The organism is Legionella sp. 227 (genome assembly GCF_043161935.1).
In the GTDB taxonomy this organism is placed as follows: Bacteria; Pseudomonadota; Gammaproteobacteria; order Legionellales; family Legionellaceae; genus Legionella; species Legionella sheltonii.
The window spans coordinates 3,874,357-3,901,182 of record NZ_CP171154.1; the positions used below are offsets into that span (position 1 = coordinate 3,874,357).

Genomic DNA, 26,826 nt, shown 5'->3' on the forward strand with positions numbered 1-26,826 from the left:
TTACATTTCTTTACAAAAGATCAGAGAATGATTAGCAAGAAAACAGATAGTATCCAAATTATTCCACCTGTTACATATGGATGCTGATAGCTCTTAAAGTTTTTTCTTCGCGAGAGATAATCAAGAATAAGTACTGGAACTACGGAAAGAAAAGTCAACATGAACACAAGTACCACTTGCAGTGCCCAGTTCTGAAAAGGCATCATTTGTACTAAATAATTCAGAACATCATGCAGCATTTCACGCAGATAAAAGATCGCCCATAAAACCCATAAATCAAAAGAAAAGATTAACCAGGAAGCAGCAAAGAGAGGTATTATTAATTTAGCTCCTCTTATGGCAAAAATTTTCTTAATGGTTTTGATGAATTCTTCTGAAAAAAACACCAAAATCGAACCAAAAAGTACAAGTAGAGCGAGCGTCAATAACATTTATTAGCTCCTTTTCTCAACATCTTCCAGTGCTTCCCATCGTGCATAAAATTGGGTTAATAATGCTTCATCTTCAGCCAAACCCTGATTTATCTTTGCAATCACCTGAGCTTCTTGTTGGTAAAATTTGGGATCAGCCATTTTTAACTGCAATTCAGCAATTTTTTCTTCCAGTTGCTCAATTTTCTGTGGCAACTGAGCTAGCTCACGTTGCTCATTAAAACTTAATTTATTGGTTGCTACATTGCGTTTCACAGCGGGTGCTTTGACTCCCTGTTCGCGCTGTTCCTGTTTCTTATGCATTTTATATTCATCATAACCACCAACAAATTCATTGAACTGCCCTGCTTCTTCATAAACTAAGACACTGGTCACCACCTCATTGATAAATGCCCTGTCATGACTAATCAATATTAAAGTTCCCGGATAATCAACTAACATATCCTCAAGGAGCTCCAAAGTTTCAATATCCAAATCATTGGTAGGTTCATCCATCACCAACAAATTGACGGGTTTAGCAAACAGCTTGGCTAACAACAATCTGTTTCTTTCTCCACCAGAAAGCACAGAAACAGGCTGATTAAATCGTTCGGGTGAAAATAGAAATTCGCGCAAATAGCTGGCAACATGTTTTTGTTTGCCATTTATTGTTACATAATCTGCACCATCACCCACATTAAACATGACGGTTTGATCTTCACGCAAGTGCCGACGCAATTGATCAAAGTAGGCAACACTTAAAGAAGTACCCAACTTTATCTGTCCAGAGTCAGGCTGTAACTCCCCAAGCAATAGACGTACTAAAGTCGTTTTACCACATCCATTAGGGCCAATTATTCCAAACTTATCCCCACGAGTCAGTAATAAGGAGAAATCACGTAAAATTGTTTTATCCCCTAGTTTATAATTCACCTGATTCGCTTCGATCACTACCGAGCCGGAACGAGTCACATCAAGTGAAAATGACTTAACTTTACCTAATTGATTACGTCGTGCCTTATATTCTTCTCGTAAAGCCTTTAATGCGCGAACCCGACCTTCATTACGTGTTCGTCGCGCTTTGATACCTGTCCGAATCCAGGCCTCTTCCTCAGCCAATTTTTTATCAAATAAATCGTTTTGTTTTTGTTCGCTCAGACGAATCGATTCTCTTCTATCGAGATAGGTTTCATAATCACAATCATGCTGATAGAGCTTGCCTCTGTCGATTTCGACAATCCGATTGGATACTTGGCTTAAAAACTCTCTATCATGGGTAACCAATAACACAGATCCCTTGAAACTTTTCAAATAAGACTCTAACCATTCGATTGCTTCAATATCCAAATGGTTTGTCGGTTCATCTAAAAGTAACAAATCCGCTGTCGCAATTAATGCCGCCCCCAGTAATACACGACGTTTCATCCCTCCTGATAGATTATTCATCCGTTCATGAGTTGTGATACCTAAACGACTGGCCATCGTCTCGATTTGTGGCAATTTATCCCATGCATGTAAATTATCCATCTGTTGCTGACATGCGGCCAATTTCTCCATATCACCCAATTGGGAAAGTTCATTAAAACGTGATAAAACCTCGCCTACTTCACCAAGACTTTTCACTAGAAAATGATAAACAGACTCTTCTCCGGTAATTGGAACTTCCTGAGTCAAACCAGCAACGCGCAAACCAGAAAGTTGATTGATTTGACCACTATCTGGAGTCAACTCACCTTGCAAAAGTTTTAGAAGCGTGGATTTACCCGCTCCATTTCGCCCAACTAATGCAATGCGATCGTAGGGTTGGATCTGCCAATCGGCATTATCTAATAACTGATTACCCGCAATATTGAGGGACACTCCATGAAGGGAAATAATACTCATACACGAACTCTGACTATAAAGTTACAGCCTGAATAAAGCACAAAGCGAAACCCGAGCATTTCGCTGTCATTGGTTGACGAGGTTTTTTGCTTTCGCTTCACCCAGACTACAATACTAATATTAGACTACTTTTTAAATGAATTTACTTTGAAGATAAAACCATTATACCATCCATCTCGACCTGAGCACCACGGGGTAATGCAGAAACGCCTATTGCCGCTCTTGCAGGGTAAGGTGCTGCAAAGTAACGACTCATTGCTTCGTTAATTAGAGGAAAATGGCGTAAATCGGTAAGGTAAACATTCAATTTCGCTATATGTGCCAAACTACCACCAGCCGCTTCACAAACAGCCGACAAATTTTCTAAAACTTGAGTAATTTGCAGTTTAATGTCTTCACTGCAGAGTTGCATTGTTACAGGATCAAGTGGTATTTGTCCTGATAGATAGATTGTATCGCCACATTGAATGGCTTGTGAATAGGTTCCAATAGCTTCGGGAGCCAATTTTGTATTTATAGGTCGCATTAATTATCCCCTTGTTTTTTTCTATAAAGACGCATCACCACTTTATTTGCTCGCAACCTACGCATTACCCGGGCCAAATGCGTTCTATCTACAACACTAATTGAAAAGGTAACCGCATTGTGCCGACCATCACGTGGATCTACATTGATATTACCTATATTGGAGCCTGACTCAGCAATAGCAGTTGCCAGCGCAGCCAAAACGCCGCGCTCATTCACCACATCAACAGTAATATCAACCCAATATTCTCCTTCAACTTGTTCATCCCAACGTAAGGCAACGAATTGCTCCGGACTGGTTCGAGAATTTTTTAACGTGGTGCAATCACTGCTATGAACAATAATTCCTCGACCTTGTTGGAATTTTCCAACAATATTATCTCCAGGAATAGGTTGGCAGCATTCGCCAAAATGAACCACCATTCCCTCTGTGCCTTTGATTGCCAAGGGTCGTGTTTTAATTCCTTTGTCTAACTCATTAGAGTCTTGGCTGACTACCAATCTTTTGGCAATTACCATCGCCATTTGGTTGCCTATACCAATCGCATAGAGCAAATCATCCATCGTTTTATAATGCAGGTCACTCAATAGCGCTTGCAATGATTCTGGTGGTATTTTGGCGTAATCGCTAGATAGTTCAATTAATGATTGTTCCAGTAGACGTTTTCCTAGACTAATTGATTCGGTGTTTTGTTGGCTTTTCAGAAAATGACGGATATTAGAACGCGCTTTACCGGTAACCACAAAATTTAACCATGCCGGGTTAGGATGTGCACCGGCCGCCGTCACTATCTCAACGGTCTGCCCATTGGATAAAGGAATGCTGAGGGGGACTAATTTTCTGTTGACTTTCGCTGCCACGCAACTATTACCCACTCCGGAATGAACTGAATAAGCAAAATCAACAGGTGTCGCCCCCTTAGGTAATTCCATAATATGGCCTTTGGGGGTAAAAACGTATACCTCATCCGGGAATAAATCAATTTTGACGTTTTCAATAAACTCCAATGAACTACCTGTACTGCGTTGCATTTCCAAGAGGCTTTGTACCCATTCTCTTGCACGCAGTTGCGCTTCATTGACTTCAAGGCCAGATGATTTATAAATCCAATGTGCAGCCACCCCATTATCAGCAACTTTATCCATATCACGAGTACGAATTTGCACTTCCAGAGGAACTCCAAAAGGCCCAAATAAAGTGGTATGCAAGGATTGATACCCATTTGCTTTAGGAATACCGATATAGTCTTTGAAGCGTTGTGGAACAGGTTTGTAGGTACAATGTAAAGCACCTAAAATACGGTAACAGGAATCAATATCTTCAGTAATTACGCGGAAAGCAAAAACATCGGTAATCTCAGTAAATGAGGCTTTCTTCTGGCGCATTTTTTTATAAATGCTGTATAAGTGCTTTTGTCTACCGAATACTTGTTCATAAGGAATATTTAATTGTGCTAAAGCCAATTGCAAATCACGTTCAATCGTCTGGGTTAATTCACGCCGATTACCACGAGATTTTTCCACTGCAGATTTAATCGCTCGATAACGCATAGGATATAAAGCTTGAAATCCCAAATCCTCAAGACCAACATAAATTGAGTGCATTCCCAAACGGTTCGCGATGGGCGCGTAAATTTCCAGGGTTTCAATGGCAATTCGCCGACGTTTTGCATAAGGCATTGCACCAAGAGTTTTCATATTATGCAAACGATCAGCCAGCTTAACAATAATTACGCGGATGTCTTTGACCATAGCCAAGACCATCTTACGAAAATTTTCGGCCTGGGCCTCAGCTTTTGATTCAAATTTTATTTTGGTCAGCTTGGTAACACCATCAACAAGCGAGGTAATTTCTTCGCCGAACTGGTGTGTTAAATCTTCTTTACTGACGGAAGTATCTTCAACAACATCGTGGAGTAAAGTCGCCATGATTGTTTGATAATCCAAGCGCATTCGGGCAAGAATTAGGGCTGCTGCGACAGGATGAGTAATATAGGGCTCGCCGGAACGACGCATCTGACCTTGGTGTGCTTTTTCAGCGACCAAATAGGCTTGGTAACATTTTTCTATTTGCGACTGCTCAAGATAGCATTTCAGCTCTTCATCGAGCTCCTTAAAGTAGCTCACGCAGTACTCCCTAGTATCTAACATGACCGTACCCCTTTACCCCTAAATTCACACCATTTAAGACGCCTCGAATAAATCATGATCTTTCATGATTCATAACATAGGTGAAGTGAAACGGAACCCGGAACATTTTAGTCACCTAAAAGCCTGGGTTCCGTTTCACTTCACCCAAGCCAAATGATTTTGTTATCTAAAAATTATTCTTTATCCAAAATTTCAGGGGTAATCAAACCTTCAGCTATTTCACGCAAAGCCACAACCGTAGGTTTATCATTTTCCCATTCAACCATAGGTTGATCGCCTCGAACTGCAATTTGGCGCGCACGCTTAGTAGCCACCATAACCAGTTCAAATCGATTCGCAACATTTTTTAAACAATCTTCAACGGTAACTCGCGCCATAATTCATTCTCCAGTAGCAAAACATCGCATTTTACTGCGATGACATCAGGAAAGAAAGCAATTTTGATTGTTTATTTATCTGCCGCTCAATACGTAAGCGGTTTGCAATGACAATCGCCTCCAATTCCATCGCCGCCTTTTCAAAATTATCATTTACGATTAGGTAATCAAACTCGGGATAATGGCTCAATTCATCTTGCGCTTTTCTCATCCGATCGCTAATCACTTCATCCTTATCTTGCCGACGATCTAATAATCGTTGTTTTAATACATCTAAAGATGGCGGTACAATAAAAATACTCACCGCATCTGGAAAGGAACGTCTAATCTGTTCTGCCCCTTGCCAGTCTATATCCAAAACAACATCGATACCTTTTTGCAAACGCTCGGTAATTTGGTTGATCGACGTGCCATACAAATGATTAAAAACACGGGCGTGCTCTAAAAAAGCACTCTCATCAATCATACGTATAAATTCATTTTCATCAATAAAAAAGTAATTCACTCCATGCTGTTCACCAGGTCGCATGGCTCGCGTCGTATGCGAGATGGATACCTCAATATCCTCAAGGGACTCCACTAACTTTTTTACTAAACTTGTTTTGCCTCCCCCAGAAGGTGCTGCAACAATAAATAAATTACCGGAATAATCACCCACAATAATACTCACTCAATGTTTTGAATTTGCTCACGCATTTGTTCAATTAAAACTTTCATTTGCACCGCACTCTGAGTTAAATCCACAGAGTCAGACTTTGAACTTAGCGTATTCGCCTCCCTATTTAATTCTTGCATCAAAAAATCAAGACGTCTGCCTGCTATTTTATCGCAATTTAACGTCCGACTCACTTCATCAACATGAGTCGTTAATCTATCGAGTTCCTCACTCACATCAATACGAGTCAAAATTAAAGCAATTTCCTGTTCTACTCGTGAATCCTGAACCTCAATCTTCACTGAGTGCAGCCGGGTCAATAACTTATCTTTAACTTGCTCTGCTTGTGTTGATACTATAGAGCGAGCATGCTTAATTTCCCGACCCAATTCACTTAAACGCGCCTCCACGTGCGCTTTTAATGCAGCACCCTCAGTAGACCGCATCTGCTTTAATTGCTCGATCGCTTCATTAAATAAGGAAAGCGCGCTTTCACCTAACGCGTCCACATCAGGTACACTGGCTTGGACTACCCCAGGCCAAGAAAGAACACGACTAACCCCTAAATCGTTCGGCAAATGGTGTGATATGGAAAGTTTCTCCCCTAAATTCACTAATGCATTTACCATGCCTATATTTATAAGCATAGACTGATTATTAGAACTTGTATCTTGATATTTCAGCTGACACTCCAATTTCCCTCGATTTATCTTATCTCGCAATAAAGCGCGTAATTGTGGTTCTATAAATCGGAACGATTCGGGCAAACGAAATGAAACATCAAGATAACGATGATTAACTGACTTGATTTCCCAACAAAAATGACCCTCTTCAATCTGCTTTTGCACTCGTGAGAAAGCCGTCATACTTTGAAGCATTGTAAATACCAATGAATAAACCTTGCGCGAATATACCCCAATTTAAAGCAATTGGAAAATAAAACATACTCCATAGAGGATGCCAATTTAACAAAATCGAATAAAATTTCTACCTAATTCAAAAATATAAGTTAAATTCTTCATCCGCTCTAAGTTGTTCGTGCAACTTTGCTTCACTCTTAACCTCAAAATGTGCTAAAGCTAAAACTCCCGGCCTTGTGGCATTCACAAAGTCGGCCATAAAGATAATTTTAGGAGAATGAGATGAATTTAAACAATGTTTTAACGATATGTGTTTTGTGCTTTTCATTCAGTGATATTGTGAAGGCAAACGAAGTGGACCTTTCGGTACCTTTTTATAATATTAAACTCTTTTATGGAGAAAAAATTCACGCTAAATACAGTCTTAAAAATGATCAAGTAATGATTTGTAAAGATAAAAGTGGTTTTAGCTATTCCAATATTTACTGGGATTACAAAGGATCCCAATATTTTGCTAGTCTTCCTGTTGTATTAAAGAATAATGAACGAGTCTCTGGTAAGTGGGCCGATCCGGAGGGTACAGCAATTATCAGCAGTAATAATACTTATGACTCCGTTGCGATAACCTGTGAATATCAACAAATACCCCAAAGTAAGTACCCGAGTTAACGAATTAAACTCGGGACTAAAAATTATTTACTTGATGATGATGGTGTGACTGCTTCGGATGGCTGATTTTGAGACAACAACTCGCTCATTTTTTCATTCATCCAACTCATAAGTGTCACCGCAGACATCACACGCAAGCCTCGTGGCAAACCACCTTTGAAAAATATAGAAGCACCATGTGTTGCATAGAGATTTTGGGTGGTTTTGAAAAAACCAGCTGGGTTTGTAGCAACTGAGGACTGTTGGGCTGTTTTCACCACATCAAACTGTTGTGAAGCCAATGTTGCACCTACTCCTGCCACTATCCCAGCGAACAGCGATGCAAAGTAATCGTTTGAATAATGCCCTTTTATTTGGTTTTTCAATGCAGGAGTTACTGCCAGAAAAAAGGTAGAAAACATTCCTTCTCTCAGCATCGTTGCCAACATTCCTGTATAAAGACGAGACCAACCCCCTTGCTTCACCAAGTCGGTTCCTGCTGAGAAGAAACCCTTTTTTTGATGGGTCATCACCATTTCTGTAGGACAACTTATCAGCGCAGAGCCTACCCCGGCAGCAAAAGCACTAACCAATCTTTGGCGATCAGATAGCTCATATTTATTGCCAAAAAACCAATTCTGGAAAAAACGATTCAAACCCACTTGCACTGAAGTTATAGGGATCATACTGGCTGCATTTGGCAAAATACCTCGATACAATACTTGTGGATTTAGCGTGAACGGCTCTCCTCTTTGCATTCGCGTTTTTATCGACCACAACGGATGATCGACCAACACTTCAAAAGCACCTGTAACACTTCCAGAGAAGATGCTTTGGAACACACTGAGATTGTTTTTCTTTTCTTTAGGGGGCATGTCTTCTTTATGGGACTCAAATTTAGCTTGGGTCATAATATTCTCCAATAGTTGATTCAAATAAATTCATTACCCGCTTGTCCCGCCTCCCTAGGGAGGCGCGGATAATGAAAGACCGCCCTAGGGAAAGGAAGGCAAGAAAATCACTAAAGAAGAAATAATAGTTTGAGAAGCAACTAAATCGCAGACAAACAGCGTGCTTGCAGATAAATCTGCAAAAGGTGCAACACTGATTTCATGACTACGATAGTTCATAATGGATTTTTATTTTAAAATTGGATCTCGAACATAGCACGATGAACTATTGTTATTCAATAGGTATTTAAAGAATTTTTTGCATCAAAATAACTCTACGTGTTTATAAACTTACTCACCGTTTAAACATGTATTTTTTATTTTTAGAAAGCATGAAACATCTTCATAATAAAACAATAATCACTTCTTTATTTATATAACGCTACTTTAGGATGCAACTCAGGAAGTTAAGCGGTATAATTCTCAATTTTGCGAGGATTATCCAATGCGCCCAAGTAACCGTGAAGCCAATCAACTACGCCCTGTTAAATTAACTAGAAATTATACAAAGCACGCTGAAGGCTCTGTCCTTGTTGAATTTGGGCAAACCAAAGTATTGTGTAATGCCTCTGTAATCGATGGAGTTCCCCGTTTTATTAAAGGAAAAAACCAAGGTTGGGTTACCGCTGAATATGGCATGCTTCCACGCGCAACACACAGTCGTACAGAACGCGAAGCAAGTAAGGGGAAACAAGGCGGTAGAACTATGGAAATCCAGCGTCTTATTGGCCGTTCTTTGAGAGCTTGTGTTGATTTAAAATTTTTAGGTGAAAATACGATAACCTTAGATTGCGATGTGATTCAAGCAGATGGAGGGACAAGGACAGCGGCCATTACTGGCGCTTGTGTGGCAATGAGAGATGCAATCAATTGGATGGTTGAGCGAGAAAAAATACGTAAAATGCCTGCATTCCATTATATTGCCGCCGTTTCTGTAGGACTTTATCGAGGCCAAGCCGTACTCGACTTGGATTATGCAGAAGATGTCCTGGCTGAAACCGATATGAATATTGTGATGAACGAAGCAGGACATTTCATTGAAGTTCAAGGAACGGCGGAAGACAGACATTTTAATCGCGATGAATTAAACACTATGCTTGCACTTGCTGAACAGGGTATACCGCAATTAATTGAATTACAAAAAAATGCTTAGGTACTTAGCCCCTCTCTAAGAATATCATCCCTAACATAGTGAGGGATCCCCAGTGTGTCGCAGAGCATAATGATTAAGTGGGATGCTGCAACCAGGAGATCCTTCGCCATAAACTCCTCAGGATGAGGGTCGTAAATCACTACCTCTCAAGAAAACCTATTTTTTAAAATAGGTTTTTATCAATAGCCACATCACGTGCCGTATGAGTGGAAATAATATTTTTTTTCACCAACTCTGTTAAATGCTGATCCAAAGTTTGCATTCCTTTACCTTGGCCTGTTTGGATGGAGGAATACATTTGAGCCACTTTATCTTCGCGAATTAAGTTTCGTATTGCGCCAGTGCAAATCATGATTTCCAACGCAGCAACTCGCCCTCCCCCATTTTTTTTCAATAGCGTTTGTGCAACTACAGCTTGCAATGACTCAGACAACATCGAACGTACCATGGATTTTTCTTCGGCGGGAAACACATCGATAATCCGGTTAATGGTTTTAGTTGCCGAATTAGTATGCAAGGTGCCAAACACCAAGTGTCCAGTCTCAGCAGCAGTCATGGCTAAACGGATCGTTTCCAAATCACGCAACTCCCCCACCAGAATCACATCAGGATCTTCACGCAGTGCAGAACGCAAAGCAGCGTTAAAACTCAGTGTATCTCGATGAACCTCGCGCTGATTTAGCAAGCACTTTTTACTTTGATGTACAAATTCTATTGGATCCTCAACAGTTAAAATATGATCATAACGACTGGAATTAATGTAATCGATCATGGCGGCCAGGGTAGTACTTTTTCCTGACCCTGTTGGACCAGTAATAAGAACTAATCCTTTAGGGTAACTGGACATTTCCTCGAAAATAGAGGGTAAACCCAAATCGCTCATACTTAAAATTTCAGAAGGAATAGTACGAAAAACAGCTGCTGCACCACGTAATTGATGAAATACGTTCACCCTAAAGCGAGCCAAATTGGGTATTTCAAAAGAAAAATCGGTTTCCAAACTCTCTTCAAACTCCTTCCTTTGTCTATCATTCATCACATCATAGATAATTTTTATTACTTCCTTGTGTTCCATGGCTGGCAAATTAATTTTACGTAAATCCCCATCCACACGAATTAAGGGCGGCAATCCCGCAGAGATATGTAAGTCCGAAGATTTATTTTTTACTGAAAACGCTAATAATTCTGCTATATCCATTGTTTGGTTCATCCTGATTATTTAACAATAACAGATTGGGTCATGGTGCATTGATCGTTAAATCACTAACTGATCTTAATTAAATAATTCAACAAGTCAATTTTCTAAATTTTTTAATAAGAGCCATTTTTAGAAATCACTTGCTTGGCTTGGGATGAATCTCCTAGAAACCAAGTAACACTCGGCAAACAGTGTTTCTTTTGCTATTGTTGAGGTTTTCCAAATGTATTTAAATGATCATGAGTCTTCAACAAAGTCTAAATCAAATAAAACAATTAATCACACAAACTGAACTGGAATGTGGAAGAAAACCAGGAAGTGTTTTATTGCTCGCGGTGAGTAAACAACAAAGTATCGAGGCGATTCACGAATTATTTCAGCTGGGGATCACTCATTTTGGAGAAAGTTATTTTCAAGAAGCCCAATCAAAAATCAATGCCTTAAATAATATACCCATATGTTGGCATTTTATTGGCCCTATTCAAAGTAATAAAACAAAAGGCATTGCCACTTTGTTTCATTGGGTCCACAGCATCAGTCGCCTTAAAATTGCTAATTATCTTAATGAATATCGCCCCAGCAATTTAGCCCCACTCAATATTTGTTTACAAATTAATCTGGTAGATGAAAAAACTAAATCTGGAATTCCTCCGGAACATGCTGCTGAACTCGCTTTGGCAGTAAGTCAACTTCCGCATCTCAAGTTAAGAGGCTTGATGACTATTCCCCCACCACAAAAAGAGATGCAAGCACAATATGATTTATTTATTGAGCTCAATCAGCTCATGCATTCACTCAATCAAGAACTTGGTCTAGACATGGATACTTTATCCATGGGAATGAGTCATGATTTTGTCCCTGCAATTAAAGCAGGTGCCACCATAGTCCGAGTCGGCCAAGCATTATTTGGTGAGCGACAAAAATAAGGCAACACGATATAATCTTGCAAAATCAGTTGCTTCAGGAGAAAAATATGTCGGGTCTTATCGCAGTGACACTTTTTGTTGTTTCTTTATTTTTTTCACTGGTTATTTTCAGTTTATGGATTCGTATTGCCTTACGGTATTTGCGTGTTAGCGCACTTCATCCTGTAAACCAACTCATTTATAAAATGACAAATCCGATAGTCAATCCAATACAAACCCTGTCAAAGCAACCCTATAAACCAGGCCAAAAATATGATGTCCCCGCATTTATTACCTTATTTTTAGTTGAATTATTAAAAATCATCTGCATTAGCCTTCTTGCCTTACAAGGGTTAATCCCGATTGGTTTCATACTGATTTATATCATTGCTGACTTAATCATTCAGCCTTGCGACATTTTATTTTTTGCCATACTCATTCGCGTCATCATGAGTTTTGTTAATCCCAATTGGCAAGGTCCAATTGCAGACCTCTTACGTTTGTTGACAGAGCCTTTGTTAAAACTCGGTAGAAAGATTGTTCCTGACATTTCCGGTTTTGATTTTTCTCCTTTCATCATTATAGTCTTATTAAAAATTATCACCCTATTTATCAGAGCAAACCTACCCTGGAGATTATTATAAAAGCAACTATACTTATTTTTATGCAGAGGAATATCAGGAATAAATTATGAAATTGACGTACCTCAGTAGTACCGGCTTTGCATTAATCATTTTACCTCTTAGTTTATTTGCTGATACTCAATCCTATTATTGTCCACAAAACCACGGATACATTAATATCGGTATGACACCCGATGAAGTCATTGCAGCCTGTGGTCAACCAGTGAGCCAACAAGAATCAAATCAACCGGTACTCCAAAGAATTCCCGTGCAACAACTCATTTACAATAACATGGGAACGAGTACTGCTTTTTATGGAGTATGGAATGTACCTACAGGTAGCGGTGGGGTTCAGCTTGAAATAGATATTGTGAACCAAAAAGTACGCTCCATTAAAATGAATGGTTCGGACAGTAATTCAGTTTCAGTCTGCCAAGGCGCGAACATTCAAGCCGGCGATCCCGTCCAGAAAGTATATTATGCGTGCGGCTCTCCTTCTATAGTAAATAATTCATTTATCAATGAAGTGGTACCCACAGCAGAAAAACCTCAAGTTTGGATCTATCAACCTGGGGAGTATCAACCTTCCGTAACCATGACTTTTGTTAATGGGAAACTGCAATCCATTCAATAATTCTATTATAACAAATCACAGTTCAATACTATGGTAAGTAAAAAAAATAAGATAAACTCTCAAGATTTTGGCGAAGAGATACATCATTCTCGATGTACCTTTTTTTTCTTGGATATTTATTGAGGCAAGACTCGACATGACTGCAAGCATAGATGAAATCACTATTGGATATAATGATAATGGAACAGAAACTGTTAAAGAGCTGGATAAGAAAGTATTAAGCAAAGGAGCCTGGACTACTATTATGTTCAAATACCAGGATTGGGATAACGCGCAAAATGATTTTGGTCCAGTTAAATTTTCAATTCGCCGTTATCAAAAACGAAATAATCAATACTGGCAAAAATCTAAATTTAACATTTCTAGTGCGGAACAAGCACAAAAAATCATCGATATTCTCAATGATTGGTTGAAATAGTTTGCCTGCTACACCATTATTTTATGATTGGACTTAAAATAAATACCCTTCCAACCTCCTGATTTTAATTTATTACCTATCAGAAAAATTTGATTGTAACTCATTATAAATAAACTATTTTTTTAATTTACACCTCAAATTAACCCTTGAATTATGGGTGTTTTTTGTTCGCCTCAAACACCCGCATGCCCATAAAAAAAACCTAGAGATCTAATTTTGTTCTATTTATTCATATTTGTTAAGGTTGAGTTAATTTTTGAGCCGTATAATGGAGATTAAATTTAACAACTAATATAAGATATAGCTATGCAGACTAAAACAGAAACTCCTAATATAAAAAGTGGGCAACCAACTGTAACTGCACCTGTAGTTACACCAACAAAATTAGGGATTTTTCCAAACTTTAAAAATATGCCATGGATGACACCAATGGACCTTATAAAAGCCAATATGTCTAAAGATGGGGTTAGCACTCCTTCTTTTTGGCAAAATCCTGCGTTTACATCCATGATGAAAGGATTTTATAGTCCAGCAATTATGCAAAGTCCTGTACTTACCCAAATGGTACAAGGTATGTGGGATGTAGCAACCAAAAGCGCAAGTACTCCTTGGTTTCCGCCAATCCAGGCAATGAAACAAAAATTACAAACACCGAAAATCGATACACCAGTAGTACCGGTAGCCAAGCCTGTAGTACCGGTCACAAAACCTGTAGTACCAGCAGCGAAACCAGTAGTTCCGGTTACGCCACCACCTGGGAAAAACGGCGGTTCCTTTCCTGCGTGGATCCCTTCTTTTGATCAAGTACACCAGGGTTTATGGAGTGGACTTAATTTCGCAACCGTTGCACTTTTCACAAGCGGTGCTATTGTAAGCGTTCAAAGTCCGATAAAAACTGTATTAGTTAATTTAACTAAGGACAAAACCATGTTGCCCCCATCTGCATTTCAAGGTGGGAAATTGGGTATCATTAGAGCAATGTATGCTGGAACTTCAGCTTCTCTCTCAGGTTCATTAATAAGAACAGGTTATGTTACTGGTGCTAAAGGCGGCAGCAAACCTGTAGAAGAAGCGATTCTTAAAGATGAGGCCGGTAAAGAAGAAGGTAAAAAATACGGTACTGTAAGTTTTGGGTATATCGCGGCAATGGCACTAGGTGATATTGGGGTAACGCAAATATCTGAATCATTGGCTACACTGCAAAAAGCAGGAATGCTTCCCAAAAATTTTAAATGGAAGACTGTTCCCAATGCCTGGAACTTGATGATGGGTGGCTTTGCCCCAAGGTATGTTTCAGGAATGGTTAATTTTGGTGCGTTATGTGTTCTTGAAGAGGTAATAGCGAAAAATTTACCAGACCATAAAGGGAAGCATTTTACCGCTGGAATGTTGAGCGGTATGTCTGCTGCGTTTTTTGCCTACCCATTTACTGTATTTAAAGATTACACCTTGGTAAGATCTACAGTGACACCAGAGGGAAATCTAAAAGCAGCAAGCTCAATTAAATTAACAAAAGAGTTGTTCTTTGCCTTTATAAATAGTCCTGGGGCTTCAACAAAAGCTTTAGGAGAAATGGCTCTAAAACAAGTTCCAATAAGAATGGGCTTAACAGGCGTCATATTTGCTCTAGTTGCTGGTGTTGGTGAGGCTATGGGTCAAGAGCCCCTAAAGAAAGTGGTTCCAGATCAATATCAACCATCATCACCAGGAAGATCCAAACATAGCCTGTTTGCTACTAAGACTGAACCAACTCCTCGAATTGAAGAGATTGATGAAGATACTGATGAGCAGACAAAGACACAAACTACAGGGTCTAGTCCGGGTAGTTCAACAAAAAATTAACTAAAAAATCCACTGAACAAACCATTTTATAAAAATAAAATGGTTTGTTACGCAAGAAAATAGTGTATGATAGTATTGCGATGTGCAATTTTAAATCACACATTGCAATATTTACTTATTAAAGGATGAAATATGATGTCACGCAATTTTCTTGGATTTTTTGCTAAACCTGCCAAAGCCGTTTTTGAAACGACTCTTTATTCCCTTGGTGCAGCAGCATTAGGTCACAGTATTTATCGTACTGGAACTTATGTTAATGAGAAATTTAATCAGCAACAAAACGATCTTAAACCTCAGACAATGAATCAATCTGAGTCCGAACGCCGAGATAATTCACATCAAGCTGGGATGAAAATGGGACTTTAAATATAATTTAGGGATGGTGTAGTCAAATTAAATTGACAAACACCACTCCAAAAAATTGTATGAAAAGCTAAGCTTATTATACCCATTCAAGACCAGGATGAGAGCGCTCAAAGTATTTTTGCACCATTGGATCTGAAACCAAATCCAAACGCGCTGGATGCCATTGAGGATTTTTATCTTTATCAATCAATAAAGCCCTAACCCCTTCATAAAAATCATGATCATGCATAAAATGACTAACCATGTCATAGTCCATTTGTAAGCATTGCGCTAAAGATAACCCTTTTGCCTTTTGTAATTGGGCCAAAGTCACTTTAAGACTCAAAGGAGATTTTTGTCCCAGGGTATTATCAACCGCCTCAGCCCATACTGTATTAGCACTTTGTAACGATCCTCGAATCATTTCAATGGTGGGGTGCGCAAAACAAACATCAATCAAAGGCTTAATTTGGCTGATCTCTTCAGTAGACGCCACAAAAGAAAAACGCTGCAAACATTGATTGACCTGCTCAAATGCATCCGCCGATAAATCTTCATTCATCAATGCGTCAAATAAAGCAGGCATTTGTTCTGATGATACTATTTTTTTAACCAGTCCGGTTTTTACCGCATCATGAGCACCTAAACGATTACCTGTTAAACCCAAATACGTACCTAAATAACCTGGGCATCGTGCTAATAAATAGCTGGCACCGATATCAGGAAAGAAACCGATGCCCGTCTCAGGCATAGCAAATACAAAACGCTCACTGGCTATTGGATGACTGCCATGCATGGAAATGCCCACGCCGCCCCCCATGACAATCCCATCAATTAGAGAAATATAGGGTTTGCCAAAATGGTGAATGAAATGATTTAAACGATATTCGTGCCAAAAAAATTGCATTTGTTCTGCATCATTGACTTGGCCAGAAAAATATAACGAACGTATATCCCCTCCAGCACAAAATGCATTCCCAGGTGCTGCCCGCACAATCACCGCATGAATCGACTCATCCTCTTTCCAAAGACTTAATTGTCTTTGCATATTAAGAATCATATTTAAAGTCAGCGCATTCAAAGCCTTGGGTCTATTTAATGTGATGACACCCAATGAACCTTCTTGGTTAAAAAGTACTTCGTCAGACATAATTATTTTCCTTTGAATTGGGCCGCTCGTTTATCTAGAAATGCTCTAACCCCCTCTTGTTTGTCTTCAGAAGCACAGACTTTGGCAAAGTGAATGGCTTCTAGATGCAACGCATCAGTCAAAGACAAATCAAAACCATGATCAATAACTTCCATAACCCCCGCTACAGCAAGTGGAGCCATACTCAAAATTCCCTGCAATAAATTTTTTCCCTGCTCTAATATGATTTCAGGTTCAACGACTTCGCTCACTAATCCCCAATGTAATGCAGTTTCTGCGTTGATAAAGCGTCCAGTCAAGCACAAATCTAAAGCCCGGCCTTTACCAATTAAACGAGCTAACCGTTGGGTGCCACCATAACCAGGGATAACACCCAGTTTCACTTCAGGTTGACCGAACTGTGCTTTTGTTGAGGCAATTCTTAATGTTGCGGAAATGGCTAATTCGCAGCCTCCGCCAAAAGCAAATCCGTTCACCGCAGCTAATGATGGCTTGCCTAGAGTTTCCAATAATCGAAACACTTCCTGTCCGCGACAAGCAAACTCATATCCTGTTTGCGCAGTACATTCTGCCAGTCGGTTAATATCCGCACCAGCGCAAAAAGCTTTACCATTCCCAGTGATCATTAATGCCTTAACTTTCGGGTTTGTTTTTGCATAATGAAATGATTCTTCTAATGCATCTAATACTTCTGAACTTAAAGCATTTAACTTTTCAGGTCTGTTTAAAGTCAAAGTTAAAATCCCTTGATTATCTAAATTTTGTTCGATTAAATTCATTCGTTAACTCCTTTTTCTATAGAAATATATCGTACCTAATGCATTGAAGTCTGGGGGCGGTGAGACTCGCGAGATCCCAAGTTCGCGAGGGATCCCTATTGTCATCTTGTGCTACCCTGAGAATTCCCTAGCGACGCTGGGGATGACGGCTTTTGCTTCACTGCATCCAGACTATCAACAGACAGATCAGCACAAAAAGTGTTCTTCGTCCAAAGTCGCTTTAGCAACAATTTCTCTCATGATTTCATTAGTGCCTTCAAGAATCTGATGGACTCTTAAATCCCTAAATATTCGCTCGATCTGATAATCACGTAAATATCCATAACCACCATGGATTTGCATCGCCTTATCGCAAATATGGAAAGCAACATCAGTAGCCAAACGTTTCGCCATGGCACAATATAAAGGGACATTAGGATCATTTTTATCCATAGCGCTTGCTGCCCGGTACACCATTAAACGGGCTGCTTCATAATCAGTTAACATATCTGCAAAATAAAAACGTAATGCTTGCATTTCAGTAAGTGGTTTGCCAAATTGTTTCCGCTCATGCATGTAGCTTTGGGTCAAGCGCAAACAAGCAAGGGCCCCCCCCAATGAGCACGAAGCTATATTAATCCGCCCCCCATTCAATGCACTCAATGCAATTTTAAATCCCATCCCTTCATCACCCACGCGATTGGCGACAGGTACACGGCAATTTTCAAAAAAAACCATACTGGTAGGCTGACTATGCCAACCCATTTTTTTCTCCAATTTACCAAAATTCAACCCTGGGGTATTTTTTTCAATTAATAAGCAGCTTATTCCATGATGGGATGAATCACCGGTACGAACCATACATAAGTAGACATCGCTCACCGAACCTCCTGAAATAAAGGCTTTAGAGCCATTCAGCACATAATAATCTCCATCTCTTACCGCCTTCGTTTTCAAAGATGCAGCATCAGAACCAGATTCAGGTTCAGTCAGACAATAACTGCCAATGAGTTCCATGGAGGTTAATTTAGGCCCCCATTTCATTCGCAACTCAGGATGAGCATAGCGATCAATTAAAGAGATCACCATATTATGAATAGAGAGATAGGCGCTCGTACTGACACACCCTGTTGCCAATTGCTCAAACAATAATGCAGAGTCCAAACGTGTTAATTGAGCTCCGCCAATATCCTCCCTGGCCATCATCCCAGCCATTCCTAATGCAGCAGCTTCACGTAAAACATCCACAGGGAAATAACTCTCATAATCCCAACTATCAGCCATGGGAGCCAATTTGGTACGTGCAAAATCAGCTGCCATCTCACGAATAGCTATATGTTCTTCTGTGAATTCAAAATCCATAAACTGTCCTTAGAAAATTCGTTTAAATGTATTATTATTGCCAATTTTTACTATCCATGAAAGAGATATGCTTCGAAAATTATCCAGAGCATTTTATGAACGTGATACCATTATGGTTGCCAAAGAGCTTTTAGGCAAATATCTTATTCATAAGCAATTTGGAGTGGAGTATGTAGGACGGATCGTCGAAGTTGAAGCGTACCTTGGGCAGCATGATCTGGCATCCCATTCATCTAAAGGTCTGACCCAAAGAACAAAAGTCATGTTTGGACCCGCTGGTTACGCTTATATCTATCTAATCTATGGGATGTATTACTGTACTAATGTCGTTACAGAAACGGAAGGTAGCGGTTCTGCAATTTTGCTGCGTGCTATTGAACCCATTAAAAACATTCAAGGAAAAACGCAAGGACCTGGGTTGCTTTCAAAAGCGATGCATATCGATAAAGCACTAAACCAACATGATCTAACCAGCGATACTTTTTATATTGCTGAAGAAGAGCAAAAGCAAGAGTTTACTATTGTAGAAAAACCTAGAATTGGTGTGCATTACGCAAAAGATTGGGCAGAAAAATTACTGCGCTTTTATATAAAAGATAATGCTTTTATTTCCAAACCATGATGATATGATTGCAACCGTTTAGCGCTCATGAAAAGAATAAGAATAATCACATGGAAACTCTTGCGGCACCTATAACTCGCAATCAAAATTCGCTTGCTGTACTCAAAGAGTACTTTGGGTTTGACTCATTCAGAACACCTCAGGAAGACATTATTAATGATGTTATTGCTGGACATGATGTTCTTGTTTTAATGCCCACCGGCGGTGGAAAATCCCTATGTTATCAGATCCCCGCTATCGTAAGACCGGGAGTGGGCATCGTTGTTTCGCCATTAATTGCCTTAATGGAGGACCAGGTAACAGCCTTAAGATTACAAGGAATTCGCGCCGCTTATTATAACTCCTCTTTAACCAGTGAAGAGGCGAAAAATGTATTGATGCAATTGCATCGTGATGAACTGGATTTATTATATATTGCTCCTGAACGCCTAATTAGCACATCATTTTTAGAACGATTACAAGAATGCCATATCGCACTTTTTGCGATTGACGAAGCGCATTGTATCTCTCAGTGGGGCCATGACTTTCGTCCTGAATATGCCGCTTTAGGGATCTTGAAAGCCCAATTTCCCAATATCCCAATTATTGCTTTAACTGCCACTGCGGACCAACAAACTCGCCAGGACATTGTTAAACAATTAAACTACTCGCCCAAAAAATACATTGCTTCATTTAATAGACCGAATATCCATTATAAAGTCGTTCCTAAAACCAGTGCAGTGAAACAATTAAATCAGTTTTTACAAACAGTGGAACAACAATCGGGAATTATTTACTGTGGCACCCGTACAGGGGTAGAAAATCTTGCTAAAAAATTACAGGAAATGGGATTTAAAGCACGTGGTTATCATGCCGGGCTTCCCCACAAAGAACGCAGGGAAGTACAATTTTTATTTCGACATGATCGCATTGACATCGTTGTTGCGACCATCGCCTTTGGGATGGGGATTGATAAACCTAACGTGCGTTTTGTCGTCCATCACGATTTACCTAAAAATATTGAGGGATACTATCAAGAAACCGGGCGTGCGGGACGTGATGGCTTACCAGCCCAGGCACTTTTACTCTATGATGCAGCAGATAGTGCGCGGTTACGTTCCTGGATTATTAACAACCCACTTGATGAGCAAAGACGAGTTGAAACCAATAAGCTCAACCACATGCTGGCTTTTGCTGAAGCATCACATTGCCGTCGCCAAATTTTATTACGCTATTTTGATGAAGTATGTGATACCGAATGTCAATATTGCGATGTATGCGATAACCCGCCAACAACCGCTGATGCAACAGAAGATGCGCGAAAACTCTTATCCTGTATTTATCGTTTACGGCAAAATTATGGTTTAACCCATACCATAGATGTATTACGTGGCAGTTCTTCGGATAAAATAAAACAATATGGTCATGAACAACTTAGTACTTTTGGCATTGGTAAAGATAAGTCAGCCCAATACTGGAAACAACTAGCCTGGCAACTTATTCATAAAGAGTATTGTGTGCAGGATATAAACCATTTTAATGTTCTTAAATTAACGCCTAAAGCAATTCCTTTGCTAAGGGGTGAAGAAAAAATATCATTGACCCTGGCCAATACCGATATAAAAAGCAATAAAAAGAAAACCAAAGAACGACGTTCAATTCAGACAACAAATAGCCCGCTGTTTGAACTGCTTCGAATTTTAAGACGCAAACTGGCCGATGAAGAGAACAAACCACCTTTTATGATCTTCAGCGATGCAACCCTACATGCAATGGCAGAGGCCAAACCTCAAAACCTGGAACAGTTACTCGCGGTACCTGGCGTAGGTCAACACAAACTGGCACATTATGGAAGCCAGTTCTTAGACGCATTGAACGAATATACTGAATAGGATATCCTAATTCCATTGGCTTATTATTGGCCATTTTTTGCTGTACTATTAATACGTACTCGAAGGGTGAAATTTCGCGCATGATGCGCCAAGTACTGCCATTCTCTAATATAGGCTGAGCACTAATACAAGGACTAGTAATTATGGGGCTGAAAGAAATAATCACTGAAGTTGAAAAAGAGGTTGGCCTATTTTCACAAAAATATAAAACAATAGAAGGAGGTCATACCTACACCATTCCTTTTTCTCAAAAACCTGCCGAACAACTCCTGACTTCATTAGGAGGGATGAAGGATCCAAGCGCCATACTTTCAAGCGCAACACCTGCGATTCGCACTTCAGGTAACGCAGATGTTACGATAAATGGCTTTACTCCTAAAACAACCGATAAAAAATTAGTAATCACTGGAAAGCGTCTTGATCACCTGCTACAAAGCAGCAAAATATATGTCAATACAGCTCTTTTTCCTGCGGGTTTGTACCAAAAAGTCCTAAATGAAAAACTGGCAGGAAAGAAAAAAGAGGCGTTACCGTCGGAAACTAATGGAATTCACTGGGAAAATCTTGCGGTTGGAGTATGTCATGTCCAAGAAATTGATTTGCTCGTTGATACCATTATGAGTACTCATAAAAGAGCCCATACTACAGTCCGTATAGGAAAAATCGAAGAAAATAATCCGAGCTTGCTTTTGCTTTCAAGCCCCCGCTTGAATCTCAGCGGTGGACTTGACGAACATATGGATAAAGAAACTCAGATCCGTTTTATTGAAGGAATGTTTTACAACCTTTTTGATGCCGTACAAAAGGAAGGACGCCAATACATCGCAATGCCTGCAGCCGGTTTGGGCGCGCACGGCGGTAAACCCGAAATGTATTTTACGGCGTTAATGAAAGCAGCAAAAGCCTTTCCTAAATTAAACATCATTTATCATCCTAATGATCATGAAAAATCCTTTGATAAGGCATTAAAAAAAGCAAAACTGGAGAATGTAGTTAAAACAACTAAAAATGTTATTTTTATTGCAGAGAGACTTAACCAACGGGGTAATCCTTGCGCCTTGCATATACCCGCAGATAGCGACGTTATTTATGGATTATCTGATATAGGAGGACCATGGAAATCACCTCCTTCTAAAAGGCATCTTCTGTTTTTAAATAAAAAAAATGAAACCAGTCAAACTTATATAGGTGCGCTTTCAACTGCACCATTAAATAGTTTTGGCGTTAATCCACAAGCTTATGCAACAATTATAGAGCGAAATTTAGCAAATTCTCTCGATACACCATTAGGCAAAGAGATTAAAGATACTATTTCCATTCACGTCTCAACACAACAAACACCCTCGATTTCAGAACATGGAATCGAGCCCATTATTCAAGTAGAAACTGGGAACCAAGTAAAAAGCAATGCTAAAATTACAGGAGAACAGCTCAATAAAATTTCCATAAAACCTAGTGAGGGGAGTGAAGTCCTCAAATCCCCAAAAGCATCTGTTGTCCCTGATCACATTTCAGAGCCACCCAAATCCTCTCAACCTACAGCAATTGAAGAACATCTCTCTTCAAAACCTGGAGTTCAAGAGGAATTTCTTCAACAAGCTTCCCGCTTGTCCACTAAAAATTCATCTGTGCCAAGAAGAATAATTTCTTCCCCTGCTCAAAATGGTCTCTTCGCTCCACCCAAGGAATCGGTACAACCTAAAACTCAATCAGCTACTTCCTCATTGAGCGAGCAACAGCTACAGGAAATTAATCAAACCATTGATCAGTTAACATTGGAAATCGAAAGTTGTTGGCCTTATCCTAATAAGGCTTTAAAACAAATCAAAATAGACGCTCTAAGTGCATTAATAACCCATGCAGAGACTATGAGTATTTCTAATGCCATTGCAGCAATTAAAGAAGAGTTTCCAAGAGTTGCTGAAGGAACTTTTAGTACTCGCACAGCTGCTTTATTAGTCCGCCTGGAACACTCTACTAAGAATTTGGAAATCCATTAGAATTATTACTTGCAGGTCGGGCCAAGGCCCGAACTGCGTTTGCTATTTTGTCGATGAATTATCTAAGCGATCCAGGATGCAGGTTACGCGTAGGCTGCCCTTAACTACGGTAATATCAGCTCGCCTTCGGCATTAAAACGGAATCGATTTTGATCCCAGCCTTGTCCAAAAAGTCTTAGCACTGAGCTGTAATAACTATCCGCAGTCAACTCCACTGCTTCAACACGTTGTCTTTGTATTGCGAGCTCAGGCGGATTATTTGCTAATAAGGGTAACAGAGCAGCAGTAAAACCAATAGAGCCTTTTCCTTGCGTTTTACCACTGACAATATCAATTTTTTCTGGGGGATAGCCCAATTGTTGCGTCAAATTAATAATAGGTAAAAAATGTTTTATCAATTTTGCTGCTTGAGGTGCATCCTGAGCTAACATTCCTACCCATAGATAGACCCGAATTGCATTATAACTCCCTACATTAGGGGACTTCAGATCAGGCTGCCAACCACTATTCTTTTTCCAAATAGCCCAATCCGGTGCAAACCCTTTGGGAGAAGTTTGTAATAGCAAACGTCTGCTATTACGCTCAATAACACTCCATTTACTATTTAATTTGGCAAAGCGAGCAAATAACTGAGGAGGTAAATAACTTGGATTAACTCGCCACGTATTTTTAAAATTAAATCCAAATTGGCCTGGAAGTACCATAAGTCCAAATCCCGGAATTTGAGCTACTTCTTCTTTGAGAATACGTTTGAGAAGTTCTTTACCGATAGCATCATACCGCTTATTTTTCCACAAACGTCCTGCTTCAAGTAAATCATAAGCAATCCATAAGTCCGAGTCAGTCGCCGAATTACTGTCTAAAACGATCCATTTCTTACTGGCATTTTGTCCCCATTCCCAGGCAGGTAGCCGTTTTGTCAAATCACCGGCAGCCAGATTGATTTCAGTCCACTGTAATAATTTATCAAACATCGGTTGATCATTGGCAACCAAAGCAAAAAATAATCCATAACTTTGCCCTTCAGATGTTGTTTTTCTCTCAGGAAGTTGTGGATCAATGACTCGGCCATCCACGCTGATGTAATACTGCTTAAATTTATCCCAAATTGGCCATTGCGTATTTGCAATGACATTTGAAATAGGCATCATAGATAGGAGCCATAACAACAAAAATTTTTTAATTTTTGATTTAAAAATCACGCTTTATCCTGTTGACTACCATTTAAACGACGACGATTAATGACTGCCAAACCATTCCAAATCAAAAAGGTAACTAATATCGCAGCCAAAAGAGACAAAAGCGCCAAATTGATGGGATGTTTTTGCAATGAAAACCAAAAACGCTCCACCCATGGTAAATAGCCAAGATGATAGGTCTTGCCTACTCTGAAACTATCAATTCCAGAATTACGAATTACAGCGAGCGAACCAAAGACTTTATCAACATTTTTATTGTTAGATAGTGCATTATTGAGTAATTCAAAGCCCTGCTGATTTTCTGCCAAAAGAATAATAATACTGCGTTTATTGTTAAAGGGGGATTGAATGCCGAGAATTGCTGCCAAAGAACCCATGGCACTCATCGTAGTTTTACTCTCAGCAATGCTGAAAGGAGTCTCGCGATGCGTATCAGGCATCGCATTGTTATTTAGAGGTTTTTTAATCCAATCCTGTGTTTTATTGATCAACAAATTGAGATCTTCATTATTTTTAAGCTCTTTGGGTAGAGACCCGATAATTAAAAGATCTGCATCTTTATTTTGAACCTGAGACCAATCATCTGTCAAAGTCATCGATAGAACAGGATAACCTGTTGCTGCACCAATATTGCCCATAACATTCAATAAGGTGCTTAAAGCTTCAGGCTGTGATTGCGGATCAATGTACACAATTGTTTGCGAGAGATCAGCCAGAATACTGAAAGGATAGCCTGAACTCATAAAAGCATTTAAATTAGGCATCGTAATGAAATGAGAATAATTAGATAAATTCAAAGTGGAAGAACGATCAATAAGTCCTGAATTGTTAATAACCTGATAGGTAATGCATTGTTCATTTTGCATTCCTCCAGCAATTTGAGTCCCATAAGCAAAATCAAAAGTGAATTGGTTGTGTGCTCCTAAATGTGCTGGAATATAGAGTCTTTGACTCGTTTCGGCCATATTATCAGCAAAAGTATGTTCCTGGTGCGACTCCAACTGATAACTTTTCACAAAAGAACCATTCAAGCTAATATTCAATTGTGACATGCTGGCAGCTGGGGGAATTGAGTAACGGTACTTTAAACGTAAATCAATGCCTCTGCCTTGATTAACAAACAAATCAGGAGGCACATTAAATCGAAGTGAAACGGGATAAGGGGTAAATCCTTTTGTTTGCAATTGTCCTTCAAATTCTTCTAATTTTGCAAAAGTTACTGGTTTGTTGGTAGGAATCCAGTTGGGTGCGTCATAAGGCTGGCGATGTTCAAGCATTTTTACGTTATCAACCGTAAGACGAGCTCCTCTAAAAAGAACGTTACCTTGCACTATACCCTGGATGGCAGTCAATAAATCGCGTTCATCACGTCCAGAAATCAACAGTAATTTGATATAAGGATTATTGGGATGACTTATCATTTCGACGGTAGGGGCATTTACAGTCTTATAATCTTTCAAGAAATCAGGTCTTTGTTGGTTTGTGAATAATACTACAGCATTCCTTGTAGGAAGTTGATTCAACAAGAATGGAAAAGACGCTCCACGCCATAAGGCCTTACTGCCGAACCATGAGGTTAAAATTGCTGCGGCTCGTTGTTGCATCAAGCTGGGTTGGTTAGTAAACACGATAGGAAGATTTAATGGATTACTATCTAATGGATCAAAGAAAGGTTCTGGAAAATGGGATAGATCATTTTTCACGAGTAATGTTTGAAACGTCAATTCAAGAGAGCTGAGCTTATCAATATCTAACCATATTGAGCTGTGTGCTGGATTCTCACAAATTGATTTGTAGTGGCCAATAAACTCCAGTCTCAGGCGATTGAAATCACTGAGATAACGAGGATCTATAGGGATATCCACAGAATTTAATTTACCCAGTTGTTCGTCACTAATTGCAATAACATTGACCAACTCATCATTTAAATATATTTTGAGTTGCGATAATAAAGGAATAAGCGCCGGCGAAGGAATAAACTGCAGATGTAATACCGCTTGAGATATCAGCTCATCTTTACGCACCGTGAATTCTATATTTTTTCCAGTAGTAAAATTCCCTAAAGTAAAGTTGCCTTGTTGCTGATTTAAATTATTAAAATATAAATGGATTGTACGTGTTGGAGTATTGGTAGTGGTTGATAAAATGGGCTGCGCCGCTTGCATGGAATTTGCTGATGCCGCAGAAGCAGCTTGCATAGGAATACTAGCTCCCGCTATGATCAGTAAAACAATCCAGATTATTTTTCTTATCATTATCTCATCCATTAGTTTTTATATTCTATTC

General features: G+C 39.5%; 26 protein-coding genes. 11 read left to right on the top strand and 15 right to left on the bottom strand.

All coding sequences use genetic code 11. From position 1 onward, the window contains the following. Positions 1-20: 20 nt before the first annotated feature. From ACF8MK_RS16745 to ACF8MK_RS16775, 7 genes are all read right to left on the bottom strand, one after another. On the bottom strand, positions 21-431 hold the full coding sequence (locus ACF8MK_RS16745; RefSeq protein WP_392537616.1) for a hypothetical protein: 411 nt from the start codon (positions 429-431) through the stop codon (positions 21-23). A gap of 3 nt (positions 432-434) precedes the next feature. After that, complete coding sequence (locus ACF8MK_RS16750; RefSeq protein ID WP_392537617.1) at positions 435-2,294, bottom strand: ATP-binding cassette domain-containing protein; 1,860 nt, start codon at positions 2,292-2,294, stop codon at positions 435-437. Between the two features lie 142 nt (positions 2,295-2,436). Then, the gene (locus ACF8MK_RS16755; protein WP_392537618.1) at positions 2,437-2,820 is read right to left on the bottom strand and encodes a RidA family protein; all 384 of its coding nucleotides are present in this window, start codon (positions 2,818-2,820) and stop codon (positions 2,437-2,439) included. Continuing rightward, positions 2,820-4,970, bottom strand: coding sequence for a bifunctional GTP diphosphokinase/guanosine-3',5'-bis pyrophosphate 3'-pyrophosphohydrolase (spoT, locus tag ACF8MK_RS16760; protein WP_392537619.1), 2,151 nt, complete (start codon positions 4,968-4,970; stop codon positions 2,820-2,822). Before spoT ends, ACF8MK_RS16755 begins: the two co-directional genes overlap by 1 nt. Positions 4,971-5,143: 173 nt before the next feature. Beyond that, on the bottom strand, positions 5,144-5,347 hold the full coding sequence (rpoZ, locus tag ACF8MK_RS16765) for a DNA-directed RNA polymerase subunit omega (protein ID WP_010653170.1): 204 nt from the start codon (positions 5,345-5,347) through the stop codon (positions 5,144-5,146). Between the two features lie 31 nt (positions 5,348-5,378). After that, positions 5,379-6,008 carry a guanylate kinase gene (gene gmk, locus ACF8MK_RS16770; protein ID WP_392538982.1) on the bottom strand — a complete coding sequence of 210 codons (630 nt, stop codon included), beginning with the start codon at positions 6,006-6,008 and terminating at the stop codon, positions 5,379-5,381. 5 nt (positions 6,009-6,013) lie between these two features. After that, entirely contained in the window at positions 6,014-6,880 is an 867-nt protein-coding gene (locus tag ACF8MK_RS16775) for a YicC/YloC family endoribonuclease (RefSeq protein ID WP_392537620.1), read from the bottom strand. Between the two features lie 264 nt (positions 6,881-7,144). Here ACF8MK_RS16775 and ACF8MK_RS16780 point away from each other — a divergent pair, with 264 nt between their 5' ends. Then, on the top strand, positions 7,145-7,531 hold the full coding sequence (locus ACF8MK_RS16780; protein WP_392537621.1) for a hypothetical protein: 387 nt from the start codon (positions 7,145-7,147) through the stop codon (positions 7,529-7,531). Between the two features lie 23 nt (positions 7,532-7,554). On the opposite strand, the gene ACF8MK_RS16785 is transcribed toward ACF8MK_RS16780, so the two are convergent. Further along, a complete protein-coding gene (locus tag ACF8MK_RS16785) occupies positions 7,555-8,421 on the bottom strand; it encodes an MC/SLC25 family protein (protein WP_392537622.1) in 867 nt (288 codons plus the stop codon). 84 nt (positions 8,422-8,505) lie between these two features. Beyond that, positions 8,506-8,640, bottom strand: coding sequence for a hypothetical protein (locus tag ACF8MK_RS16790; protein WP_392537623.1), 135 nt, complete (start codon positions 8,638-8,640; stop codon positions 8,506-8,508). A 265-nt stretch (positions 8,641-8,905) separates the two neighbouring features. On the opposite strand from ACF8MK_RS16790, the gene rph reads away from it, so the two are divergent. Further along, on the top strand, positions 8,906-9,613 hold the full coding sequence (gene rph, locus ACF8MK_RS16795; protein WP_392537624.1) for a ribonuclease PH: 708 nt from the start codon (positions 8,906-8,908) through the stop codon (positions 9,611-9,613). Between the two features lie 163 nt (positions 9,614-9,776). Here the strand turns inward: rph and ACF8MK_RS16800 are convergent, their stop codons facing one another. Continuing rightward, entirely contained in the window at positions 9,777-10,811 is a 1,035-nt protein-coding gene (locus ACF8MK_RS16800; protein WP_265702880.1) for a type IV pilus twitching motility protein PilT, read from the bottom strand. Between the two features lie 239 nt (positions 10,812-11,050). Between ACF8MK_RS16800 and ACF8MK_RS16805 the strand changes: the two genes are divergently transcribed. From ACF8MK_RS16805 to ACF8MK_RS16830, 6 genes are all read left to right on the top strand, one after another. Then, complete coding sequence (locus tag ACF8MK_RS16805; protein WP_392538983.1) at positions 11,051-11,737, top strand: YggS family pyridoxal phosphate-dependent enzyme; 687 nt, start codon at positions 11,051-11,053, stop codon at positions 11,735-11,737. A 47-nt stretch (positions 11,738-11,784) separates the two neighbouring features. Further along, positions 11,785-12,360 carry a YggT family protein gene (locus ACF8MK_RS16810; protein WP_392537625.1) on the top strand — a complete coding sequence of 192 codons (576 nt, stop codon included), beginning with the start codon at positions 11,785-11,787 and terminating at the stop codon, positions 12,358-12,360. A gap of 46 nt (positions 12,361-12,406) precedes the next feature. Continuing rightward, positions 12,407-12,973, top strand: coding sequence for a DUF2845 domain-containing protein (locus ACF8MK_RS16815; protein ID WP_392537626.1), 567 nt, complete (start codon positions 12,407-12,409; stop codon positions 12,971-12,973). 136 nt (positions 12,974-13,109) lie between these two features. Continuing rightward, positions 13,110-13,391, top strand: coding sequence for a hypothetical protein (locus ACF8MK_RS16820; protein WP_392537627.1), 282 nt, complete (start codon positions 13,110-13,112; stop codon positions 13,389-13,391). A gap of 306 nt (positions 13,392-13,697) precedes the next feature. After that, on the top strand, positions 13,698-15,233 hold the full coding sequence (locus ACF8MK_RS16825) for a hypothetical protein (protein ID WP_392537628.1): 1,536 nt from the start codon (positions 13,698-13,700) through the stop codon (positions 15,231-15,233). A gap of 132 nt (positions 15,234-15,365) precedes the next feature. Further along, entirely contained in the window at positions 15,366-15,599 is a 234-nt protein-coding gene (locus tag ACF8MK_RS16830) for a hypothetical protein (RefSeq protein WP_392537629.1), read from the top strand. Positions 15,600-15,675: 76 nt separating this feature from the next. Here the strand turns inward: ACF8MK_RS16830 and ACF8MK_RS16835 are convergent, their stop codons facing one another. From ACF8MK_RS16835 to ACF8MK_RS16845, 3 genes are all read right to left on the bottom strand, one after another. Next, positions 15,676-16,728 carry an enoyl-CoA hydratase/isomerase family protein gene (locus ACF8MK_RS16835; RefSeq protein WP_392537630.1) on the bottom strand — a complete coding sequence of 351 codons (1,053 nt, stop codon included), beginning with the start codon at positions 16,726-16,728 and terminating at the stop codon, positions 15,676-15,678. 2 nt (positions 16,729-16,730) lie between these two features. Next, on the bottom strand, positions 16,731-17,507 hold the full coding sequence (locus ACF8MK_RS16840) for an enoyl-CoA hydratase/isomerase family protein (RefSeq protein WP_392537631.1): 777 nt from the start codon (positions 17,505-17,507) through the stop codon (positions 16,731-16,733). 186 nt (positions 17,508-17,693) lie between these two features. Continuing rightward, positions 17,694-18,848 carry an acyl-CoA dehydrogenase family protein gene (locus ACF8MK_RS16845; RefSeq protein WP_392537632.1) on the bottom strand — a complete coding sequence of 385 codons (1,155 nt, stop codon included), beginning with the start codon at positions 18,846-18,848 and terminating at the stop codon, positions 17,694-17,696. A 67-nt stretch (positions 18,849-18,915) separates the two neighbouring features. Between ACF8MK_RS16845 and ACF8MK_RS16850 the strand changes: the two genes are divergently transcribed. The 3 genes from ACF8MK_RS16850 to ACF8MK_RS16860 all read left to right on the top strand — a co-directional run bounded on the left by ACF8MK_RS16850 (position 18,916) and on the right by ACF8MK_RS16860 (position 23,341). Continuing rightward, the gene (locus tag ACF8MK_RS16850) at positions 18,916-19,470 is read left to right on the top strand and encodes a DNA-3-methyladenine glycosylase (RefSeq protein WP_265702890.1); all 555 of its coding nucleotides are present in this window, start codon (positions 18,916-18,918) and stop codon (positions 19,468-19,470) included. A 50-nt stretch (positions 19,471-19,520) separates the two neighbouring features. Then, positions 19,521-21,341 carry a DNA helicase RecQ gene (gene recQ / locus ACF8MK_RS16855; RefSeq protein WP_392537633.1) on the top strand — a complete coding sequence of 607 codons (1,821 nt, stop codon included), beginning with the start codon at positions 19,521-19,523 and terminating at the stop codon, positions 21,339-21,341. Positions 21,342-21,484: 143 nt separating this feature from the next. Further along, on the top strand, positions 21,485-23,341 hold the full coding sequence (locus ACF8MK_RS16860) for a hypothetical protein (protein WP_392537634.1): 1,857 nt from the start codon (positions 21,485-21,487) through the stop codon (positions 23,339-23,341). A gap of 104 nt (positions 23,342-23,445) precedes the next feature. On the opposite strand, the gene bcsZ is transcribed toward ACF8MK_RS16860, so the two are convergent. Together bcsZ and bcsB are read right to left on the bottom strand one after the other, a co-directional pair. Beyond that, positions 23,446-24,492, bottom strand: a complete 1,047-nt coding sequence (gene bcsZ, locus ACF8MK_RS16865; RefSeq protein WP_392537635.1) for a cellulose synthase complex periplasmic endoglucanase BcsZ — start codon at positions 24,490-24,492, stop codon at positions 23,446-23,448. 47 nt (positions 24,493-24,539) lie between these two features. Then, positions 24,540-26,795, bottom strand: coding sequence for a cellulose biosynthesis cyclic di-GMP-binding regulatory protein BcsB (gene bcsB / locus ACF8MK_RS16870; protein WP_392537636.1), 2,256 nt, complete (start codon positions 26,793-26,795; stop codon positions 24,540-24,542). Positions 26,796-26,826: the final 31 nt, after the last annotated feature.

Bases quoted from the DNA above. Each gene is read 5' to 3' on its own strand.
- ACF8MK_RS16745 (WP_392537616.1), bottom strand. From the start codon at position 431: ATGTTATTGACGCTCGCTCTACTTGTACTTTTTGGTTCGATTTTGGTG.
- ACF8MK_RS16750 (WP_392537617.1), bottom strand. From the start codon at position 2,294: ATGAGTATTATTTCCCTTCATGGAGTGTCCCTCAATATTGCGGGTAAT.
- ACF8MK_RS16755 (WP_392537618.1), bottom strand. From the start codon at position 2,820: ATGCGACCTATAAATACAAAATTGGCTCCCGAAGCTATTGGAACCTAT.
- spoT (WP_392537619.1), bottom strand. From the start codon at position 4,970: ATGTTAGATACTAGGGAGTACTGCGTGAGCTACTTTAAGGAGCTCGAT.
- rpoZ (WP_010653170.1), bottom strand. From the start codon at position 5,347: ATGGCGCGAGTTACCGTTGAAGATTGTTTAAAAAATGTTGCGAATCGA.
- ACF8MK_RS16775 (WP_392537620.1), bottom strand. From the start codon at position 6,880: ATGCTTCAAAGTATGACGGCTTTCTCACGAGTGCAAAAGCAGATTGAA.
- ACF8MK_RS16780 (WP_392537621.1), top strand. From the start codon at position 7,145: ATGAATTTAAACAATGTTTTAACGATATGTGTTTTGTGCTTTTCATTC.
- ACF8MK_RS16785 (WP_392537622.1), bottom strand. From the start codon at position 8,421: ATGACCCAAGCTAAATTTGAGTCCCATAAAGAAGACATGCCCCCTAAA.
- ACF8MK_RS16790 (WP_392537623.1), bottom strand. From the start codon at position 8,640: ATGAACTATCGTAGTCATGAAATCAGTGTTGCACCTTTTGCAGATTTA.
- rph (WP_392537624.1), top strand. From the start codon at position 8,906: ATGCGCCCAAGTAACCGTGAAGCCAATCAACTACGCCCTGTTAAATTA.
- ACF8MK_RS16800 (WP_265702880.1), bottom strand. From the start codon at position 10,811: ATGGATATAGCAGAATTATTAGCGTTTTCAGTAAAAAATAAATCTTCG.
- ACF8MK_RS16805 (WP_392538983.1), top strand. From the start codon at position 11,051: ATGAGTCTTCAACAAAGTCTAAATCAAATAAAACAATTAATCACACAA.
- ACF8MK_RS16810 (WP_392537625.1), top strand. From the start codon at position 11,785: ATGTCGGGTCTTATCGCAGTGACACTTTTTGTTGTTTCTTTATTTTTT.
- ACF8MK_RS16815 (WP_392537626.1), top strand. From the start codon at position 12,407: ATGAAATTGACGTACCTCAGTAGTACCGGCTTTGCATTAATCATTTTA.
- ACF8MK_RS16820 (WP_392537627.1), top strand. From the start codon at position 13,110: ATGACTGCAAGCATAGATGAAATCACTATTGGATATAATGATAATGGA.
- ACF8MK_RS16825 (WP_392537628.1), top strand. From the start codon at position 13,698: ATGCAGACTAAAACAGAAACTCCTAATATAAAAAGTGGGCAACCAACT.
- ACF8MK_RS16830 (WP_392537629.1), top strand. From the start codon at position 15,366: ATGATGTCACGCAATTTTCTTGGATTTTTTGCTAAACCTGCCAAAGCC.
- ACF8MK_RS16835 (WP_392537630.1), bottom strand. From the start codon at position 16,728: ATGTCTGACGAAGTACTTTTTAACCAAGAAGGTTCATTGGGTGTCATC.
- ACF8MK_RS16840 (WP_392537631.1), bottom strand. From the start codon at position 17,507: ATGAATTTAATCGAACAAAATTTAGATAATCAAGGGATTTTAACTTTG.
- ACF8MK_RS16845 (WP_392537632.1), bottom strand. From the start codon at position 18,848: ATGGATTTTGAATTCACAGAAGAACATATAGCTATTCGTGAGATGGCA.
- ACF8MK_RS16850 (WP_265702890.1), top strand. From the start codon at position 18,916: ATGCTTCGAAAATTATCCAGAGCATTTTATGAACGTGATACCATTATG.
- recQ (WP_392537633.1), top strand. From the start codon at position 19,521: ATGGAAACTCTTGCGGCACCTATAACTCGCAATCAAAATTCGCTTGCT.
- ACF8MK_RS16860 (WP_392537634.1), top strand. From the start codon at position 21,485: ATGGGGCTGAAAGAAATAATCACTGAAGTTGAAAAAGAGGTTGGCCTA.
- bcsZ (WP_392537635.1), bottom strand. From the start codon at position 24,492: ATGATGCCTATTTCAAATGTCATTGCAAATACGCAATGGCCAATTTGG.
- bcsB (WP_392537636.1), bottom strand. From the start codon at position 26,795: ATGATAAGAAAAATAATCTGGATTGTTTTACTGATCATAGCGGGAGCT.